The 16,825-nt window shown below is 73.2% G+C and carries 11 protein-coding genes; 4 read left to right on the plus strand and 7 right to left on the minus strand.

What is annotated here, in order from left to right; all coding sequences use genetic code 11:
* Positions 1-260 precede the first annotated feature (260 nt).
* Both J3P41_RS06935 and J3P41_RS06940 read right to left on the minus strand, forming a co-directional pair.
* Positions 261-935, minus strand: a complete 675-nt coding sequence (locus tag J3P41_RS06935; RefSeq protein ID WP_210649455.1) for a FadR/GntR family transcriptional regulator — start codon at positions 933-935, stop codon at positions 261-263.
* Entirely contained in the window at positions 932-2,095 is a 1,164-nt protein-coding gene (locus tag J3P41_RS06940) for a mandelate racemase/muconate lactonizing enzyme family protein (RefSeq protein WP_210649456.1), read from the minus strand. Before J3P41_RS06940 ends, J3P41_RS06935 begins: the two co-directional genes overlap by 4 nt.
* Positions 2,096-2,182: 87 nt before the next feature.
* Here J3P41_RS06940 and J3P41_RS06945 point away from each other — a divergent pair, with 87 nt between their 5' ends.
* Complete coding sequence (locus J3P41_RS06945) at positions 2,183-3,415, plus strand: alpha-hydroxy acid oxidase (protein WP_210649457.1); 1,233 nt, start codon at positions 2,183-2,185, stop codon at positions 3,413-3,415.
* 36 nt (positions 3,416-3,451) lie between these two features.
* Here the strand turns inward: J3P41_RS06945 and J3P41_RS06950 are convergent, their stop codons facing one another.
* Positions 3,452-4,384 (minus strand): 2-hydroxyacid dehydrogenase, encoded by a 933-nt coding sequence (locus tag J3P41_RS06950; protein WP_307861859.1) that lies wholly within the window; start codon positions 4,382-4,384, stop codon positions 3,452-3,454.
* A gap of 98 nt (positions 4,385-4,482) precedes the next feature.
* Here J3P41_RS06950 and J3P41_RS06955 point away from each other — a divergent pair, with 98 nt between their 5' ends.
* From J3P41_RS06955 to J3P41_RS06965, 3 genes are all read left to right on the plus strand, one after another.
* The gene (locus J3P41_RS06955; protein WP_210649459.1) at positions 4,483-5,394 is read left to right on the plus strand and encodes an AEC family transporter; all 912 of its coding nucleotides are present in this window, start codon (positions 4,483-4,485) and stop codon (positions 5,392-5,394) included.
* A 27-nt stretch (positions 5,395-5,421) separates the two neighbouring features.
* Positions 5,422-6,846: an FAD-binding oxidoreductase gene (locus J3P41_RS06960; protein WP_210649460.1), complete on the plus strand. Its 1,425-nt coding sequence runs from the start codon at positions 5,422-5,424 to the stop codon at positions 6,844-6,846.
* A gap of 101 nt (positions 6,847-6,947) precedes the next feature.
* Positions 6,948-8,804 carry a M12 family metallo-peptidase gene (locus J3P41_RS06965; RefSeq protein ID WP_210649461.1) on the plus strand — a complete coding sequence of 619 codons (1,857 nt, stop codon included), beginning with the start codon at positions 6,948-6,950 and terminating at the stop codon, positions 8,802-8,804.
* An 18-nt stretch (positions 8,805-8,822) separates the two neighbouring features.
* Here the strand turns inward: J3P41_RS06965 and J3P41_RS06970 are convergent, their stop codons facing one another.
* The 4 genes from J3P41_RS06970 to cobN all read right to left on the minus strand — a co-directional run bounded on the left by J3P41_RS06970 (position 8,823) and on the right by cobN (position 16,714).
* Positions 8,823-9,653, minus strand: a complete 831-nt coding sequence (locus J3P41_RS06970) for a CPBP family intramembrane glutamic endopeptidase (protein WP_307861860.1) — start codon at positions 9,651-9,653, stop codon at positions 8,823-8,825.
* A gap of 23 nt (positions 9,654-9,676) precedes the next feature.
* Complete coding sequence (gene clpB, locus J3P41_RS06975; RefSeq protein WP_210649462.1) at positions 9,677-12,262, minus strand: ATP-dependent chaperone ClpB; 2,586 nt, start codon at positions 12,260-12,262, stop codon at positions 9,677-9,679.
* Between the two features lie 118 nt (positions 12,263-12,380).
* Complete coding sequence (cobF, locus tag J3P41_RS06980) at positions 12,381-13,121, minus strand: precorrin-6A synthase (deacetylating) (RefSeq protein ID WP_210649463.1); 741 nt, start codon at positions 13,119-13,121, stop codon at positions 12,381-12,383.
* Positions 13,118-16,714, minus strand: coding sequence for a cobaltochelatase subunit CobN (cobN, locus tag J3P41_RS06985; protein WP_210649464.1), 3,597 nt, complete (start codon positions 16,712-16,714; stop codon positions 13,118-13,120). Before cobN ends, cobF begins: the two co-directional genes overlap by 4 nt.
* Between the last annotated feature and the right edge of the window lie 111 nt (positions 16,715-16,825).

The following is a 16,825-nucleotide window of genomic DNA, read 5'->3' on the forward strand; positions in this document are numbered from 1 at the left end:
CCAACGCTCCCCCGAGCGGTGCCCCAGCCACATCCGACCGCCCGCAAATGTGGCTCACACACCGCCCAGCGGCGGGCGCACGACAACGCTCCCCCGAGCGGTGCCCCAGCCACATCCGACCGCCCGCACATGTGGCTCACGCACCGCCCAGCGGCGCGCGCACGCCAACACCCGACCCAACGGTGCCCCAACCACATCCCGCCGCCCGTAAATGTGGCTCACACACCGCCCAGCGCCAGCAGGGCGCAACAAGCACGACGTCAGGTCACCCGCCGCCGCGTGTTGCCCAGGTGCAGCCGCATCGCCGCCCGGGCCGTGTCGACGTCGCCGGCGAGCACCGCGGCGGCGACGTTGTCGTGCTCGCGCTGGACGCGCTCGACGTGGGTGGCGTCGGTCATCGAGTACGCCTCGCCGAGCCGGGTGCGCGGCAGCATGATCATCATCGGTCCGAGCGAGCCGAGCAGGTCGACGTAGAACCGGTTGCGGGTCGCGCGCGCGATCGCGAGGTGGAAGGCGAAGTCGGCCTCGACGGCTCCCTCGTGCCCGGCGCGGACGAACCCCGCGAGCGCGTCCTCGATGGCGGTCGCGTCCGAGGCGGTGTGGTGCAGCGCGGCCTGCGCGGCCGCCTCGCTCTCGACGCCGATGCGGAAGTCGAGCATCGCGATGACGTCGGCGTGGGTGCGGATGGCGGAGGCCTCGACGCTGAACGACGACGCCTCGGGCACCGCGAGCACGAACGAGCCGCGCCCGTGCTGGGTCTCGACCAGCCCCTCGGCGCGCAGCCGCGTCACCGCCTCGCGGACCACGGTGCGCGAGACGGCGTACTCCTCGATGAGCTCGGCCTCGGAGGGCAGCTTGGCGCCCGGGGCGAGGTCGCCGGCCAGGATCTTGTCCTTGAGGCCGGCGACCACGCGCTGCGCCAGGGTGGTGCTCACGCCGAGAAGGTAGCGGTCTCCACGGTGAGCGAGCGCATCGTGTCGGTGAGGGTGAAGCCGAGCCCGGGCCGGTCCGGGACGAAGATCCGGCCGTCGCGGATCTCGATGCGCTCCTCGAACAGCGGGTTGAGCCACTCGAAGTGCTCGACCCACGGCTCGGTCGGGTACGCCGCCGCGAGGTGCAGGTGGATCTCCATCGCGTAGTGCGGTGCCAGCGCGAGGCCGGAGTGGGCGGCGAGGGTGGCGAACTTGAGGAACGGCGTGATGCCGCCGATGCGCGGCGCGTCGGGCTGCACGATGCCGCGGTAGCCGGCGTCGACGAGGGCCATGTGCTCGGGCACCGAGGTCAGCATCTCGCCGGTGGCGATGGGGGTGTCGAAGGTGCGCGAGAGGTCGGCGTGGCCGACGGCGTCCCACGCGTCCAGCGGCTCCTCGATCCAGACCAGGTCGAACCGCTCGAGCTCGCGGCACATCCGGCGAGCCCGGGCGCGGTCCCACTGCTGGTTGGCGTCGACCATGAACGGGCCGTCGCCGAGGTGCTCGCGCAGCGCGGCCACGCGGCGCAGGTCCTCGGCCCAGTCCGGCTGGCCGACCTTGATCTTGATGCCGCCGATCCCGGACTCGAGCGAGGCCGTCGCCTTGTCCTTGATCTCCTCCACCGAGGCCTGGAGGAAGCCGCCCGAGGTGTTGTAGACGCGGCAGGAGTCGCGGTGCGCGCCGAGCAGCTTGGCCAGCGGCAGGCCGGCGCGCCGCGCCTTCAGGTCGTAGAGCGCCACGTCGAGGGCGGCGACGGCCTGGGTCGCCACGCCCGAGCGGCCGACCGACGCGCCCGCCCACATCAGCGACTCGTAGATCTTCGCGATGTCGCTGGGGTCCTGGCCGATCGCCACGTCGACGACCTCCTTGAGGTGGGCGTACTGCGCCTTGCCGCCCGCACGCTTGGAGTAGCTGAAGCCCATCCCCTCGAAGCCCTGCTCGGTGGTCAGCTCCACGAACAGCAGCACGGTCTCGGTGAGCGGCTTCTGCCGCCCGGTCAGCACCTTCGCGTCGCTCACGGGGTTCGCCAGCGGCAGCACGACGTGCGACAGCATGACGGTGCGGATGCGGTCGCCGGTGGTGCGCGGCTGGCTCGCGGGGGACGGGGTGGCGGTCTGGGACATGGGCTTCCTCGGCTCGTGGCAAACTTGTATGATGAGTGTGCAACTCATTACACAACTAGGTCAACTCCGAACCTCCAGGAGCACCGCATGACGCAGGTCCGCAGCCCCCGGCAGGTCCCGCGCTGGCGCGACGTCCAGCCGTTCCTGCGCCCGCGTCCCGTCGAGCGCGACGCCGTACGCCGCCGGCTGGCGCGCTGCCTGTCGGTCGACGACGTCGAGAGGCTGGCGAGGCGGCGGGTGCCGGGCGCCGTGTGGGACTACGTCGAGGGCGGCTCGGACGGCGAGATCGCGATGCGGCGCAACCGGGAGGCCTTCGACCGGGTCGAGCTGCGGCCGACGGCGTTCGAGCAGGTCGCCGAGCCCGACCTCACCGCCTCCCTGCTGGGCCGTACGGCGGCTGCGCCGATCGTCCTCGCGCCCACGGGCTACACCCGGCTCTCGCACCACACCGGCGAGCGCGCGGTCGCGGCGGCCGCGGAGCAGGCGGGACTGCCCTACTGCCTGTCGACGTACGCCACGACCTCCATCACCGACGTCGCGCGGGTGGCGCCGGCCGGGCGCAACTGGTTCCAGGTCTACCTGATGAAGGACCGGGCGGTGACCGGGGCGCACATCGACGAGGCACGCGCGCAGGGCTACGAGGCACTCGTGCTCACCATCGACACCACCGTCACCGGCATGAAGCGCAAGGACAAGCGCAACGGCTTCGACATCCCCCCGCGGCTCAGCGTGCGCACGATGGCCGGGATGGCGCGGCACCCCGGGTGGGTGGCGGACATCCTCAGCACCGAGCCGCTCACGTTCGCGACGTTCCCGGAGGGGTCCGAGCACGCGCGATGGGGCGTGTCGAACCAGTTGCGCGAGCAGGCGATCCGGCCCACCGACGTCGCGTGGCTGCGTGAGCGGTGGAACGGACCCGTGGTGGTGAAGGGGGTGCAGTCGGTCGTCGACGCGGTCACGGCGGTCGACGCCGGCGCCGACGCGATCGTGCTGTCCAACCACGGCGGACGCCAGCTCGACCGCGCACCCGTCCCGCTCGAGCTGCTTCCCGAGGTGGTCGAGGCGGTCGGCGGCCGCGCCGAGGTGTACCTCGACTCGGGCGTGCGCAGCGGCGGCGACGTGGTGGCGGCCGTGGCCCTCGGGGCAACCGGGGTGATGCTCGGGCGCGCCTACCTCTACGGCCTGATGGTCGGCGGGCAGCGCGGCGTGAGCCACGTGCTCGACCTGCTCACCGACGAGATGCGCCGGGCGATGGGCATGCTCGGCACGCCGACCCTCGCGGACCTCACCCCCGCCCACGCCCGCATCCGGGACCGGTGAGCGCCCGGTGAGGCGGCCGGTGAGGCGCCGATGAGGTCAGCGGACCGGGGTCACCAGCTCGCCCCGCTCGAGGAACGCGTCGACGTTGTCGAGCACCAGCCGGGCCATCGCCTCCCGCGTCTGGGTGGTGGCGCTGCCGACGTGCGGCAGCAGCACGACGTCGTCGCGCCCGAGCAGCGCCTGCGGGACGTGCGGCTCGTGGGCGAACACGTCCAGCCCGGCCCCGGCGAGGCGGCCCTCCTCCAGCGCGGCGACGAGCGCGTCCTCGTCGACCACCGACCCGCGCGCCACGTTGACGAGGTAGCCGTCGGGGCCGAGCGCGTCGAGCACGGCGGCGTCCACGAGCTTCTCGGTGCCGGCGCCACCGGGGGTCAGCACGACCAGCACGTCGCTGGCCGCGGCGAGCTCCACCGGCGTCGGATGGTAGGTCCACGCCACGTCCTTGGGACTGCGCGAGTGGTAGTGGATCTCGGCGCCGAACGCCTCGAGCCGCTGGGCGGCCGCGGTCCCGATGCGACCCAGCCCCAGCACGCCGACGACCGAGCCCCGTACGTCACGGGTCAGGGGCGGCTTCTCGCCGCGGGCCCACGCGCCGCTGCGCACGAAGCGGTCCGCCGCGCTGACCCCGCGCAGCACGTCGCCGACGAGCAGGACCGCGAGGTCGGCAACGGCGTCGGTGAGGACGTCGGGCGTGTTGGACACCACGATGCCGCGACGGCGCGCCTCGGCGACGTCGACGTTGTCGTAGCCGACCCCGAAGTTCACGATCGCCCGCAGGCCGGGCAGGGCGTCCATCTCGGCCGGACCCACGGCTGCGCCGCCGCCCACGACGGCCACCTCGACCCCCGCCGGGTCGGCGAGGTCGGCCCGCTCCGGCGCGGCGTAGCGCTCCGCGAGCCACTCGCGCACGAAGGGCATGAGGCCCCCGAGCTGGACGACACGGACCGGGTGCTGGGCGTCGGAGGTCACCGCGCCATCCTCGCCGGGCACGGTCGCGGGCGTCCAACACGCCCTCGGCATCGCACGATGCCCGCACCCGGGCGCCGCGGCGACGGGACGGGGCACCGATGGGCCTGCTGACCGGCTTCACCACGATCCTCGTCGTGATCGCGGCCGGGGCCGCGCTCGCCCACGTCGGCGTCCTGGACCGGCGCTCGCAGCGCACCCTCGGCGAGATCGCGTTCTTCGTCGCCTCGCCGGCGCTGATGGTCGTCACCATCAGCCAGGTGCACCTCGAGTCGGCGGCGGCCAACCTCGTCGCCTCGAGCGTCTCGCTCGGCGCGTGCTTCGCGGCGTACGTCGTCGTGGCCCGGCTGCGCTGGCGACTCGACACGGGGTCGCTGCTCATCGGCGCGCTGTCGTCGTCCTACGTCAACGCGGGCAACCTCGGCATCGCCATCGCCGCCTACGTCGTCGGCGACATCACGGTCGTGGTGCCGACGCTGCTCGTGCAGATGCTGCTGGTGCAGCCGGTCGCCCTCACGGTGCTCGACCGCATCACCGGTCGCGGCGAGGGCGCGGGCGCCGCGGTCCGGCGCCTGGTCACCAACCCGCTGACGATCGCGGCGGTGCTCGGCCTGGTGCTGGCGACCACCGGCTGGCACCTGCCGGCCGTGCTCATGGCGCCGCTCGACATGCTGGCCGGGGCGGCCATCCCGCTGCTGCTGATGTCGTACGGCGCCGCCCTCCGGCTCAGCCCGCCGGTCGGTCGCGCCGGCCACAACGGCGAGGTGGTGCTGGTGACGGTGCTCAAGATGGCCGTCATGCCGGTCGTGGCGTGGCTGGTCGGGGTCGCCCTCGGCCTCGACGACCAGGTGCTGCTCGGCGTCGTGATCACCGCGGCGCTGCCGACCGCGCAGAACATCTTCCTGCACGCCACCCGCTACCGCGTGGGCGAGGACGTCGCCCGCGAGACCATCCTGATCACGACCCTCGCCTCGCTGCCGACGGCGCTGCTCGTCGCGCTGCTGCTCGGCTGACCCGCCCACCCGTCCTGAGGAGGACCTGTGACCGACCTGCTCGACCACCTGCGGACCGTCGTCGGCGACGACCACGTCCTGACCGAGCCCGCCGACCAGGCGGCGTACGTCGTCGACTGGACCGGCGTCCACGCGGGCCGGGCCCTGGCCGTGGTCCGGCCGGGGTCGACCGACGAGGTGGCCGCCGTGGTCGCCGCCTGCCACCGCGCCGGCACGGCGATCGTTCCGCAGGGCGGCAACACGGGCCTGGTCGGCGGCGGGGTCCCGGACGCCGGCGGCGGGCAGGTCGTGCTGTCGCTGGGCAGGATGCGCACGGTCCGCGACGTCGACCCGGTCGCCGGCACGATCACCGTCGACGCGGGCGTCGTCCTGGCCGACGTGCAGGCCGCCGCCGAGCGGGTGGGACGGCTCTTCCCGATGTCGCTGGGCTCGGAGGGCAGCTGCACCATCGGCGGCAACCTCGCCACCAACGCCGGCGGCACCGCCGTGCTGCGCTACGGCATGACCCGGGAGTTGGCGCTCGGCCTCGAGGTGGTGCTGCCCGACGGGCGGGTCTGGGACGGGCTGCGCGGCCTGCGCAAGGACAACACCGGCTACGACCTGACCCAGCTCTTCATCGGCTCCGAGGGGACCCTGGGCGTGATCACCGGAGCCGTGCTGCGCCTCTTCCCGGCCACTCCGCGACACGCCACCGCCTGGGTCGCGGTGCCCGACGTGGCCGCGGCGGTCGCGCTGCTGGGCGTGGCGCAGGAGCACGCCGGTGCCCACCTGGCGACGTTCGAGATCGTCAACCGCCAGGCGCTCGACCTCGTGCTCGCCCACCTGCCGGGAGCCGTCGACCCGCTCGAGGCGCCGAGCGAGTGGTACGTCCTGCTCGAGCTGGCCGGCACCGGGACCGACACCGGCCTCGACGACGCCCTGGAGGCCGTCCTCGGCGAGGCGGTCGAGACCGACCTCGCCACGGACGCCGCGATCGCGGGCAGCCCCGGGCAGCGGGCCGCGCTGTGGGCGCTGCGCGAGGGGATCTCGGAGGCGCAGAAGGTCGAGGGGGCGACGCTCAAGCACGACGTCACCCTCCCGATCGCGCGCCTCGCGGACTGGGTCGCCGCGGTGGGACAGACGGTCGCCGGGCTGCTGCCCGGGGTCCGGCCGGTCACCTACGGCCACGTCGGCGACGGCAACCTGCACTACAACCTGAGCGCGCCGCTGGTCGAGGGACGCAGCGACGACGACGCGCTGCGGAGCGCGGCCGCCGGCCTGTCGGCGGCGATCTACGACGCGGTGGCCGCCGGCAACGGCTCGATCAGCGCCGAGCACGGGCTCGGCCGGACGAAGGCCGCGGCGGCGGCGGCGTACAAGTCGGACGTCGAGGTCGACCTCATGCGCGCGGTCAAGCAGGCGCTCGACCCGGGTGGCCTGATGAACCCGGGGGTGCTGCTGCCCGGCGCGTGAGGGGCGCCCGCCGTGCTACAACAGCCGACGTGACCGAGCCGCGCCAGGTTTGAGCGCCGCCTCCGGGGGGAGGAGGCGTCCGAGAGAGAGGGGACTCCCACATGCCCAACCACAAGACCATGGCCTCGATCGCCGGCCTGTGCGCCGTGGCGCTGACCGCCACGACTGCGCCGGCCATCACGGCCTCCGCGGCGCCCACCGGGCGCGACGAGGCCGTCGAGCTGCTGAGCGCGCCGACGCCCGACGACCGGACGGGCCGCCTGCCGGGTGCCAGCGAGGACGAGCGGACGCGGGCCGTCGAGCTCGACACCGACGCCCTCGGCGACGCGGCCGTGGGGGACCGCGTCAGCCTGGCGCTGTTCGACGACACGACCCTCACCGCGGTGATCGAGGACCGGAGCACCGCCGACGGGGTCACGTCCTGGCGCGGTGGCGTGGAAGGCGTCGACGGGACGTTCAGCGCCGTCGAGGTCGACGGCACCATGCACCTCAACATCACCTCCTCGGCACGCGGCACGTTCGAGGTGTCGAGCACCCGCACCGGCGACTACGTCGTCAGCGAGGCCGGCACCCCGCCCGGCAGCGAGTACGACGCGATCGAGCCCACACCTCCGGCCGGCGAGGACGGTCTGGGCCACGGCACCCAGCGTCGCGCCCCGCGCGACCCCTCGGCCGCGCTCGGGCCGGCCTCGCTCCGCGACGCCCCCGAGACCATCGACGTCGCGATCGTCTACCCCGCGCTCCTGGCCACGCAGATGGGCCAGGCGGCCATGGAGGCCCAGTTCGCGCAGGGCATCGCGCAGACCAACGAGGCGTTCGCCAACTCGGGCGTCGCCACGCGCGTGCGGCTCGTCGGCACCCGCCAGCTCGCGGCGCCCCAGTCACCCGTCCTCGAGGCCAACCTCCAGGCGCTCAGGGCGCCCGGCGACGGCGTCTTCGACGAGGCCCAGGCCCTGCGTGAGGAGACCCACGCCGACCTGGTCAGCCTGTGGCTTGCCAACAGCGTGCCCGGGGGCGAGGCCTGCGGCATGGCCTACCTCGGCGGGACCAACCCCGCCCGCGACGCCGAGTGGGCCGCCTGGTCGGTCGTCTACGCGGCCAACTGCGCCACGGACTTCCGCGTCTTCGCCCACGAGCTGGGGCACAACTTCAGCGCCGACCACGACGCGGGCGCCAAGTTCCCGCCCAGCGGCGGCAAGCCCTACGCCCGCGGCTACGTCGACGTGCCGGCCCGGACCATCACCGTGATGTCGTACTACGACCAGTGCGTCGCCGCCGGAGTCAACTGCACCCGCATCGGCTACTTCTCCAGCCCCAACGTTGTCGCCGCCGGTCGCCCGCAGGGCACCGCGGCGACCAACAACGTGCAGGCGATCAACGAGCAGCTCGCCGCGGTCGCGTCCTACCGCCAGTCGCAGATCTACCCCGGCGCGGCGAGCGTCACCGGACGCGCACGCTTCAAGGGCACCGCCAAGGCCACCTCCACCGAGTGGGCGCCCGCGGTCTCCCTGAGCTACCAGTGGCTGCTCGACGGCGCCCCGGTGCCCGGCGCCACTCGCGCGACGTACGACCTGGCGCGCCGCGACATCGGGAAGACGCTGTCCGTGCAGGTGACGGGCTCGGCGCCCTACTACTCGTCGGTCACCACCGTCAGCGCCCCGGTCGTGGTCGGCAAGGCGCTGTTCAAGACCAAGCGGCCCAAGCTGCGCGGCCTGCCGCGCGTGGGACGGGTCCTGTCGGTCTCGGTGAAGGGCTGGAAGCCCAAGCCCGCCAAGAAGAGCGTCAAGGTCCGCTACCAGTGGCTGCGCAACGGCAAGAAGATCAAGGGCGCGAAGGGGGCCACCTACCGGGTGCGCCCCAAGGACCGCGGCAAGAAGATCTCGGTCAAGGTCATCGCCAAGGCCAAGGACTACGAGAGCGCCAAGCGCTCCTCGAAGAAGGTCAAGATCCGCCGCTGATCCCCGTCGCCGGGCGGGTCAGAGGGTCGGCAACCAGCTGACCCGCCCGGCGAGGACGGCGTACCCGACGAAGGCGCCCACGTCGAGCAGGGTGTGGGCGACGACGAACGGGAGCACCCGCCCCCAGCGGCGGAAGAGCCAGCCGAACAGCAGCCCCATGGCCAGGTTGCCGACGAAGCCGCCGAGCCCCTGGTAGAGGTGATAGCTGCCGCGCAGCAGGGCGGCGAGGCCGATCGCCGCGGAGTCGCCGAAGCCGAGCTGGCGCAACCGCACCTGCACGAAGCCGAGCACCACGAGCTCCTCCAGCACGGCGTTCTCCGCCGCCGCCAGGACGAGCACGGGCACCCGCCACCACTCCTCCGGGAGCGACTGCGCGACCACCGTCAGGTTGGTCCCCAGCGCGAAGGTGGTCAGGTAGAACACCACCCCCACCGATCCGACGCCCAGCGCCAGCCAGGCGCCGCGACCCGGGTCGCCCCACGTCGCCCAGCCGCCGTCGCGCGCCCACACCTCGCGCAGCCGGGTGCCCGAGCGGACCAGGAGGTACGCCGCCAGCGCGACGGGCACCAGCGCGAAGCCGATCCGCAGCAGCTGGTAGGTCAGGTCCAGCCACGGCCGGTCGGGGGCGAGCGAGTTGTTGAGGTTCGCCGCCTGCGAGGACAGCGGTCCCGGCGCGGTGAGCGCCGAGACGATGCTGACGACCGAGTAGACCGCCGACCGGCCGAGCGACAGCAGCAGCACGATCGCCAGCTCGGTCCACAGCAGCGCCCGCGCGAGGTCGGGCACCCCGCCCGGGACCGGCGTGTCGGGCAGTCGCCACCAGGACCGGGCGGGGGTGGAGGTGCTCACCGGGACAGCATCGCGGACGCGGCTCAGACCGACAGCACCAGCCCGTCGCCGCCCGCGTCGACCGTGACCGCGCCGCCGTCGGTGACCTCACCGGCGATCAGCTTGCGCGCGAGCGGGTCGCCGATCGCGGACTGGATGAGGCGGCGCAGGGGCCGGGCTCCGTACGCCGGGTCGTAGCCGGTCTCGGCCAGCCACGCCCGGGCCGCGTCGGTGACCTTGATGGAGATCCGCCGCACCGCGAGCCGCTTCTCCAGCAGGGCCAGCTGGAGGTCGACGATGTGCGCGAGGTCGTCCTTGGTGAGCGCCTCGAACATCACCACCTCGTCGAGCCGGTTGAGGAACTCGGGCTTGAAGTGCGAGCGCACCACCCCCATCACCGACTCCTTCTTCACCACCGGCTCCATCAGCGGGTCGACCAGGAAGTTGGAGCCGAGGTTGGAGGTGAGGATCAGCAGCGTGTTGCGGAAGTCGACCGTGCGGCCCTGCCCGTCGGTGAGCCGGCCGTCGTCGAGCACCTGCAGCAGGATGTCGAAGACCTCCGGGTGCGCCTTCTCCACCTCGTCGAGCAGCACCACGCTGTAGGGACGGCGCCGCACCGCCTCGGTGAGCTGGCCGCCCTCGTCGTAGCCGACGTAGCCGGGCGGCGCGCCGACGAGGCGCGAGACCGCGTGCTTCTCGCTGTACTCGCTCATGTCGATGCGCACGATCGCCCGCTCGTCGTCGAACAGGAAGTCGGCCAGCGCCTTGGCCAGCTCGGTCTTGCCCGTGCCGGTCGGGCCCAGGAAGAGGAAGGAGCCCGTCGGGCGGTTGGGGTCGGCGATGCCGGCGCGCGATCGGCGTACGGCGTCGCTCACCGCGTTGACGGCCTCGCGCTGGCCGATCAGGCGCTGCCCGATCACCGACTCCATCTCGAGGAGCTTGGCGGTCTCGCCCTGCAGCATCTTGCCGGTCGGGATGCCGGTCCACGCCTCGACCACGTCCGCGATCTGCTCGGCGCCGACCTCCTCGCCGACGAGCGGCTCGAGGTCGAGCTGCTCGTTCTTCTCCACCTCGGCGATCTGCTGCTCGAGCTCAGGGATCTTGCCGTACTGGATCTCGCTGGCACCGGCGAGGTCGCCCTCGCGGAGCTTCTTCTCGGCCTCGATCTTCAGCTGGTCGAGCTGGCGGCGCAGCTCGCCCTCGCCCTGGAGCTGGTCCTTCTCGCGCTCCCAGCGGGCCTCGAGGCCGCGCAGCTCCTCCTCGCGGTCGGCCAGGTCCTTCTGCAGGACCTCGAGCCGCTCGACGGACGCGGCGTCGGTCTCCTTCTCCAGCGCGAACTGCTCCATCTTGAGCCGGTCGACCTGGCGGCGCAGCACGTCGATCTCCTCGGGCGAGGACTCGTGCTCCATCCGAAGCCGGGACGCGGCCTCGTCGATCAGGTCGATCGCCTTGTCGGGCAGCTGGCGGCCGGTGATGTAGCGGTCGGACAGCGTCGCGGCGGCCACGAGCGCGGCGTCGGTGATGCGCACGCCGTGGTGCGCCTCGTACTTCTCCTGGATGCCGCGCAGGATCTGGATGGTGTCCTCGACCGTCGGCTCGCCGACGAAGACCTGCTGGAACCGGCGCTCCAGCGCGGGGTCCTTCTCGATGCGCTCGCGGTACTCGTCGAGCGTCGTCGCGCCGATCATGTGCAGCTCGCCACGGGCCAGCATCGGCTTGAGCATGTTGCCGGCGTCCATCGCCGAGTCGCCCCCGGCGCCGGCACCGACGACGGTGTGCAGCTCGTCGATGAACGTGATGACCTGCCCGCCGGCGTCCTTGATCTCCTCCAGGACGGCCTTGAGCCGCTCCTCGAACTCGCCGCGGTACTTCGCGCCCGCCACCATCGCGGCCAGGTCGAGCGAGAGCACCCGGCGTCCCTTGAGCGAGTCGGGCACGTCGCCGGCGACGACGCGCTGGGCGAGGCCCTCCACGACGGCGGTCTTGCCGACGCCGGGCTCGCCGATGAGGACGGGATTGTTCTTGGTGCGCCGCGACAGCACCTGGATCACGCGGCGGATCTCGGCGTCGCGGCCGATGACCGGGTCGAGTCGTCCGTCCTCGGCGGCCTTGGTCAGGTCGACGGAGTACTTCTCCAGCGACTCGTACGACGCCTCGGCGCTCTCGCTGGTCACGCGACGGTTGCCGCGCACGGCGGTGATCGCCTCGCGCAGTCCGTCGGCGGTGAGGCCCGCGTCGGTCAGCACCTTCCGGGCCGAGGACTCGACCGTCGCGAGGGCGACCAGCAGGTGGTCGGTGGCGACGTAGTCGTCCTTCATCGACCCAGCGAGGTCCAGCGACGAGGCCAGCACGCGGGTCAGGGCGGCGGACGCGCTGGGCTGCTGCACGGTCGAGCCGGTGGCGCTGGGCAGCGCCCGCTGGACCTGCACGGCCCTGGCCAGCAGGTCGGCGGGGTCGACCCCGGCCTTCTGCACCAGGCTGCGGGTGGCGCCGTCCTCCTGCTGCAGCAGGGCGACGAGCAGGTGGACGGGCTCGGTGTTGGTGTGGCCGCCCGTCGTGGCGGCCAGCTGGGCAGCCTCGACGACCTCGCGGCTGCGGGTGGTGAACTTCTCGGCACCGAACTGGCTCACAGGTCCTCCTGGGTCACGAACGTCTCTGCGGGACCCACTGTGGTCCCACCTCGATCAACGCGCCAGAAGTTGAGTCGATTCCCCTCAACTCTGGGAATTTGCGCGTCCCGGCCGGTTGTCAGCCTCGCCGCAGGAGGTAGGTGTCCATGACCCAGCCGTCGCGGTCCTTCGCGCGGGCTCGCGCGGCCGTGATCTCCCCGACGACGTCGCGCAGCGGCCCGGCGACCAGCTCCTCGTGCGGGCTGCCGAGGTTGGCCCCCCACCAGATGTCCCAGTCCCCCGCGAGCGACGACGCCTCCAGCCGGCCGTCGAGCATCACGACGAGGTTGTCGTGCCCGGCCGCGACCTCGGCCGCCAGCCGACGGCCCGTCGTGACCAGCACCGGCCGACCCACCTCGTGGAGGACGACGCGGTGGCGGGCGGCGAGGAGCGACAGCGCCGACACACCCGGCAGGACGTCGTACGGCAGCCGCAGCCGGTCGACGACGCGGATGGTCGAGTCGTAGAACGCCGGGTCGCCCCACACGAGGAAGCCGACCGTGCCCGGCCGCCGCCCGATCACCGAGGCGTACGCCGCGGCGCGGGCGTCGTGCCAGTCGCGGACCGCGCCCTCGTAGTCGGCGGGGTCGTCGCGGTCGCGCGGCGGGTCCGGCACGGCGACCAGCTCGGTCCCGACGTCGGCGCAGATCGCCCGGCGCAGCGCGAGCAGGGGGTCGGCGCCCGCGTCGGCGCCGCCCTTGTCGGCAGCGATGACGTAGTCGCAGCCGGCGATGGCCTCGCGCGCCTCCGCCGTCAGCTGGCCGGGGTGGCAGCCGATGCCGACGACGCGGACGCGAGACGCCGTGCCGGCCTCGATCACCGGTCCTCCAGCTCGCCCTCGACGTCGAGGTAGACCTGCTGCAGCGCGGCCATCACCTCGGCGTCGGGCTCCGCCCAGAGCCCGCGGTCGGCCGCCTCGTGCAGCCGCTCGACGATGCCGCGCAGCGCCCACGGGTTGGAGGTGCGCAGGAACTCCTGGTTGGTCTCGTCGAGGACGTACTCCTTGGCGAGCGACTCGTACATCCAGTCGTGCACGACGCCGGCGGTGGCGTCGAAGCCGAAGAGGTAGTCGACGGTGGCGGCGAGCTCGAAGGCGCCCTTGTAGCCGTGGCGCTGCATCGCTCCGATCCACCGCGGGTTGACCACGCGGGCCCGGAAGACGCGGTTGGTCTCCTCCTGCAGCGTGCGGGTCCGCACCGCGTCGGGCGTCGTCGAGTCGCCGACGTACGCCTTGGGGTCGCTGCCGGTCAGCGCGCGCACCGTGGCGACCATGCCGCCGTGGTACTGGAAGTAGTCGTCGCTGTCGGCGATGTCGTGCTCGCGGGTGTCGACGTTCTTGGCCGCCACCTTGATCCGCCGGTAGTTGGTGCGCATGTCGTCGGCCGCCGGCGCGCCGTCGAGGTCGCGGCCGTAGGCGAAGCCGCCCCAGGCCGTGTAGACCTCGGCGAGATCCTGGTCGCTGCGCCAGTTGCCCGACTCGACGACCTGCAGGATCCCGGCGCCGTACGAGCCGGGCTTGGACCCGAAGATCCGGGTGGTCGAGCGCCGCTCGTCGCCGTGCTCGGCGAGGTCGGCGCGGGCGTGCGCACGGACGTGGTTGAGCTCGTCGGGCTCGTCGAGCGCGGCGACGAGGCGGACGGCGTCGTCGAGCATGGCGACCACGTGCGGGAACGCGTCGCGGAAGAACCCCGAGATGCGGACGGTGACGTCGATGCGCGGACGCCCCAGCTCCTCGAGCGGGACGACCTGCAGGTCGCTGACCCGACGCGAGGCCTCGTCCCACACCGGGCGGACGCCGAGCAGGGCGAGCACCTCGGCGACGTCGTCGCCGCTGGTGCGCATCGCGCTGGTGCCCCACACCGACAGCCCGACCGACTGGGGGTAGCCGCCGGTCTCCTCGACGTACTTCGTGACCAGCGACTCGGCCATCGCCTGCCCGGTCTGCCACGCCAGGCGGGAGGGCACCGCGCGCGGGTCGACGGTGTAGAAGTTGCGGCCGGTCGGCAGCACGTTGACCAGCCCGCGCAGCGGCGAGCCCGACGGCCCGGCGCTGATGAAGCCGCCGTCGAGCGCGTGCACGACGGCGTCGAGCTCGTCGGTGGTGCGCGCCAGCCGGGGCACGACCTGGGTCGCCGCGAACTCCAGCACTCGCCGCACCTCCGGGTCGTCGTGCAGCTCGGCGGCGCGCGCGGGGTCCCAGTCGGCCTTGTCCATCTGCTCGACCAGCTCGCGCGCGATGGCCTCGACCCGGTCGACCTCGCCGGTCGCCTCCGACTCCGCCAGGCCCAGCGCCGCCCGCAAACCCGGCACCGCCTGCGCCTGCCCGCCGAAGACCTGCGCGGCCCGCAAGATCGCCAGCACGAGGTTCACCCGCGCCTCGCCGCTCGGCGCCTCGCCGAGCACGTGCAGCCCGTCGCGGATCTGCGCGTCCTTGATCTCGCAGAGCCACCCGTCGACGTGCATGATGAAGTCGTCGAACTCCTCGGCGTCCGGCTGCTCCTCCAGCCCGAGGTCGCGGTGCATCTCGGCGGCGTGCATGAGCTGCCAGATCTCCCCGCGGATGGCCGGCAGCTTGGCCGGGTCCATCGCTGCGATGTTGGCGTGCTCGTCGAGCAGCTGCTCGAGGCGGGCGATGTCGCCGTACGACTCCGCGCGCGCCATCGGCGGCACGAGGTGGTCGACGATCGTCGCGTGCGCGCGGCGCTTGGCCTGAGCGCCCTCGCCGGGGTCGTTGACCAGGAACGGATAGACCAGCGGCAGGTCGCCCAGCGCCGCGTCGGTGCCGCAGCTCGCCGACAGCGCGGCGTTCTTGCCGGGCAGCCACTCGAGCGACCCGTGCTTGCCGAGGTGGACGACCGCGTCGGCCCCGAACCCGCCCTCCTCGACGGCACTGCCGAGCCACCGGTAGGCGCCGAGGTAGTGGTGGGTCGGCGCGAGGTCGGGGTCGTGGTAGATCGCGATCGGGTTCTCACCGAAGCCGCGCGGCGGCTGGATGAGCAGCACGACGTTGCCGGCGCGCACCGTCGCCAGCACGAGCTCGCCGGCGTCGTTGACGAACAGCGACCCGGGCGCCTCGCCCCACGCCTCGACCATGTCGTCGCGCAGGTCCTGCGGCAGGTCGGCGGTCCACGCGGCGTACTGCTCCGGCGTGATCCGCACGTGCGCGTCGGTCAGCTGCGCGTGGGTGAGCCACTCCTCGTCCTGGCCGCCGGCGGCGATGAGGGCGTGGATGAGCGCGTCGCCCTTCTCAGTGTCCGTGGCGTCGCGGTCGAGGATGTCCACGACCTCGTTGCCCGTGCCGAGGTCGTACCCCTCGGCCCGCAGCCGCTGCAGCAGCCGGATCGCCGAGACGGGGGTGTCGAGGCCGACGGCGTTGCCGATGCGGGCGTGCTTGGTGGGGTACGCCGACAGCACGAGGGCGAGCCGCTTCTCGGCGTTCGGCACGTGGCGCAGGCGCGCGTGCTTGACCGCGATGCCCGCCACGCGGGCGCACCGCTCGGGGTCGGCGACGTAGTGCGGGAGCCCGTCGGCGTCGACCTCCTTGAACGAGAACGGCGCGGTGATGATGCGGCCGTCGAACTCCGGGATCGCGATCTGGGTGGCCGAGTCCAGCGGACCCACGCCGTCGTCGGACGCCTCCCACTCCGCGCGGCTCGACGTCAGGCACAGCCCCTGGATGATCGGGAAGTCGAGCGCCGACATGCGCGCCACGTCCCACGACTCGTCGTCGCCGCCCGCGCTCGCGCCGGCCGGAACGCTTCCGCCGGCGGCCAGCACCGTGACGATGAGCGCGTCGAGCGTGCCGAGCGCGTCGTACAGCTCGTCGGGTGCCGAGCGCAGCGACCCGGCGAAGATCGGTACGCCGACGGCCCGGCCCGTGGCGTCGACCGCGTCGGCCAGCGCGTGGGCGAACGCGGTGTTGCCGCTCGCCTCGTGGGCGCGGTAGTACAGCACCCCGATGCGGGGCAGGTCGCTCTCGCTCGGCGGTCGCTCGGCGTACCCCCACTGCGGCAGCACCGCCGGCGGCTCGAACCCCTCGCCGGTGAGCAGCACGGTGTCGGAGAGGAAGGCATGCAGCTGCGCGAGGTTCGCCGGCCCGCCCTCGGCGAGGTAGCGGTGCGCCTCGGCCGCGACCCCGATCGGCACCGACGAGAGCTCCATCAGCTCCGCGCTCGGCGTCTGCTCACCCCCGAGGACGACGACGGGCTTGCCGGTCGCCGCGATGCGGGTGAACCCGGAGCAGAGGTCCTGCGGTGAGCCGAGCAGCCGGCCGACGACGAGGTCGCAGCCCTCGATCACCTCGGCCATCGACTGGTGGCCGGGTCGCGCCGGGTTGGCGAGCACGTAGTCGGCGCCGGACGCCCGCGCGCTCAGCAGGTCGGTGTCGGACGTGGACAGCAGCGCGATGCGCACGGTTCCTCCTCGGGGTTCTCGCCCCTCGTGACGGGATCCGCGTGGGCCAGTGTCTGGCTGCGGCCTGCGCCGGGCAGACCTCACAGTGGCGGAACCGCCCCGGTCTCGCAC

Origin of the sequence: Nocardioides sp. SYSU D00065 (assembly GCF_017916425.1) — a bacterium.
GTDB lineage: Bacteria > Actinomycetota > Actinomycetes > Propionibacteriales > Nocardioidaceae > Nocardioides.